Raw genomic sequence first — 3,002 nt, 5'->3', positions numbered from 1 at the left:
CCCCCCTCACCGCCATATTCGAGATGAGAGCTCGTACGAAAGTACGGGCTTTTTTCGCATCTGACCCCGGTAAACCTTCCCGGGGTCGGCATAAATGCCTCGCCCGGGCTACCCATCCCACAGGCCGCACCACCAACGAGTAGCCCGGCCAAGCGCAGCGCCGCCGGGAAAACCGCAGGCCCCGCCACCAGTAGCCCGTCCAGGCGCAGCGCCGCCGGGAAAAAGAGCCTGGGCTAATCCTCTTCCATCCGTTGATACTCTTCGCTGAGATAATCCACCAGCGCTCTGACAGAAGGTAATAAACCGCGCCGCGAAGCAAACACCGCATGAATGACTTCCCGCCGCGGCTGCCACTCATCAAGCACGATTTCCAACTCCCCTGATGCCAACTGATCGCGCACCATTAATAAAGGAAGTTGAACCACGCCAACGCCCGCCATGGCCGCCTCGCGCAGCGCCAGCATATCGCTGGTCACCATCCGCGGCGTGAAATAAACCTCGGCCCGCGCCCCCTCTGGCCCGGTAAGTTGCCATTTATGCTGATGTTTTCCGGCGCCAATACTTAGTCCCGGCCAGGTGCTCAATTCCGCCGGCGCCTGCGGGCGCCCAAGCCTGGCTATCAGCGCCGGACTCGCCACCAGGCGATGGCCGCGATCGGCCAACACCCGCATGACCAGGTCGCTATCTTCAAATGGCCTTGGTCGCACGCGAATGGCCACATCAACCCCCTCGCCCACCACATCCACCCGCCGATTGGTGGCTTCCAGATGTAGCGTCACCCCAGGATATCGCACCATAAAGCGCGCCAGCATCGGGCCAACATGGGCATGCAACAGGGTTACCGGACAGGTGAGCTTGACGCTGCCGCGCGGTTCAGACTGCAGCGTTTCTACCGCCTGATGCGCCGCTTCGGCTTCTATCAACATCGCCTTGCAGTGTTGATAGAAAGTTTGGCCGACTTCCGTGACGGCGAACTGTCGGGTGGTTCGTTGAATCAGACGTACGCCCAGGCGCTCTTCCAGTTGCGCAATGCGGCGGCTGAGTTTGGATTTGGGCTGGTCGAGCGCCCGACCGGCAGCGGCAAAACCGCCATGGTCGACCACCTGAACAAACCAGGCCAGGTCGTTGAGATCCTGCATCCTTTTCTCCATCGTTCCATTTTTAGAACAGTATAGGTCATTTTCGCTATCTACCGGAATATTAGCCCCAGATATAAGCTTATTCACATCAGATACAGACACGCAGGAGATAACCATGAAACAGATTACTGGCGTTTACACCGCCCCTTCGCAGCACTGGGTGGGCGACGGTTTCCCGGTTCGCTCAATGTTTTCTTACCAGACCCACGGCGAACAATTGAGCCCGTTCTTACTGCTTGACTACGCCGGCCCGCACACGTTTCCGGCGGGAAGCGGTAAACGCGGCGTCGGCGAGCATCCGCATCGCGGATTCGAAACCGTCACCATTGTCTACTCTGGTGAAGTCGAGCATCGCGACTCAACCGGTAGAGGCGGCGTTATCGGCCCTGGCGACGTGCAGTGGATGACGGCTGGCGCCGGGATCCTGCATGAAGAGTTCCACTCCGAAGCGTTCACCCGCTCCGGCGGTGAACTGAAAATGATGCAGCTGTGGGTCAACCTGCCGGCGAAAGACAAAATGACGACCCCGGGCTATCAGAGCATTACCGCAGACGTCATTCCGCAAGCAACGCTGGAAGACGACGCCGGGACCGTCAGAGTGATTGCCGGGCGTTACGGCGATGTCGCCGGCCCAGCGCACACATTCTCACCGTTAAACGTGTGGGATATGCAGCTCAAACAAAGTCACGATGTGACATTGCGTCAGCCGGAAGGCTGGAGCACCGCGTTGGTCGTGCTCGAAGGCGAAGTCATCGTCAACGGTACGGAAAACGCACGGGAAGGACAGCTGGTAGTGCTGAGCCAAAAAGGTGAAGCCTTCCATCTGGAAGCGAGCTCCAACGCGAAGGTTCTGCTGATGGCCGGCGAACCGCTACAGGAGCCGATCGTGGGCTACGGCCCGTTTGTGATGAATACCAAAACGCAAATTGCCGAAGCAATTCGCGATTTTAACAGCGGCCGTTTTGGCCAAATCTAACGAAATTGAGGTGAAGAATATGTCTACTCCAGCTAACTTTAACGGTTCTCGTCCGGTGATTGATGTTAACGATACCGCGATGCTGTTGATTGACCACCAAAGCGGCCTGTTCCAGACCGTTGGCGATATGCCGATGCCGGAACTGCGCGCTCGCGCCGCCGCGCTGGCGAAAATGGCATCGCTTGCCGGGATCCCGGTGATCACCACCGCTTCCGTGCCGCAGGGTCCGAACGGCCCGTTGATTCCGGAAATTCATGAGAATGCGCCGCATGCGAAGTATATTGCGCGTAAAGGCGAGATCAACGCCTGGGACAACCCGGAGTTTGTCGCCGCGGTGAAAGCGACCGGACGTAAAACCTTAATCATCGCCGGTACCATTACCAGCGTGTGCATGGCTTTCCCGGCAATTGCCGCCGTCGCCGACGGTTATAAGGTGTTTGCCGTTATCGACGCCTCGGGTACTTACAGCAAAATGGCGCAGGAGATCACCCTGGCCCGCGTAGTCCAGGCCGGCGTAGTACCAATGGATACCGCCGCGGTAGCCTCTGAACTGCAGCGCACCTGGAACCGTCCGGATGCCGCCGAGTGGGCTGAGGTGTATACCAAAGTCTTCCCGGCGTATCAGTTGCTGATTGAAAGCTACAGCAAGGCGCAGGACGTCGTGAAGAACAACGAAAAGCTGGATTCCCAGCGTTAAAATAGCTGCCCCGTCGATGAATCGACGGGGCAGTGTTCATTGCTTAACCGAACGGTAAAGAAAGAAAAAAATATGCTTGACCGTTTTAGCGCAACTCCCTATAGTAGCGCCCCGTTGCCCACCAAGGTGAGCAGCAAGACAATATGGTGAGGTGTCCGAGTGGCTGAAGGAGCACGCCTGGAAAGTGTGT

The 3,002-nt window shown here is 57.9% G+C and carries 3 protein-coding genes; 2 read left to right on the top strand and 1 reads right to left on the bottom strand.

The genetic code is table 11. The features are described 5' to 3' along the window. Positions 1 to 233: 233 nt before the first annotated feature. Complete coding sequence (locus ABLU86_RS17685; protein ID WP_015367227.1) at positions 234 to 1,139, bottom strand: LysR family transcriptional regulator; 906 nt, start codon at positions 1,137 to 1,139, stop codon at positions 234 to 236. Positions 1,140 to 1,254: 115 nt separating this feature from the next. Between ABLU86_RS17685 and ABLU86_RS17680 the strand changes: the two genes are divergently transcribed. Together ABLU86_RS17680 and ABLU86_RS17675 are read left to right on the top strand one after the other, a co-directional pair. Beyond that, a complete protein-coding gene (locus ABLU86_RS17680) occupies positions 1,255 to 2,115 on the top strand; it encodes a pirin family protein (protein ID WP_015705015.1) in 861 nt (286 codons plus the stop codon). Positions 2,116 to 2,134: 19 nt separating this feature from the next. Then, the gene (locus ABLU86_RS17675; RefSeq protein ID WP_015367229.1) at positions 2,135 to 2,812 is read left to right on the top strand and encodes an isochorismatase family protein; all 678 of its coding nucleotides are present in this window, start codon (positions 2,135 to 2,137) and stop codon (positions 2,810 to 2,812) included. The last annotated feature ends 190 nt before the right edge of the window (positions 2,813 to 3,002 follow it).

It is taken from the genome of Klebsiella sp. JN_Kp121 (genome assembly GCF_040062145.1).
In the GTDB taxonomy this organism is placed as follows: domain Bacteria; phylum Pseudomonadota; class Gammaproteobacteria; order Enterobacterales; family Enterobacteriaceae; genus Klebsiella; species Klebsiella aerogenes.
The sequence above is the reverse complement of the archived record's forward strand: the minus strand, read 5'-3'. Positions and strand labels throughout refer to the sequence as shown.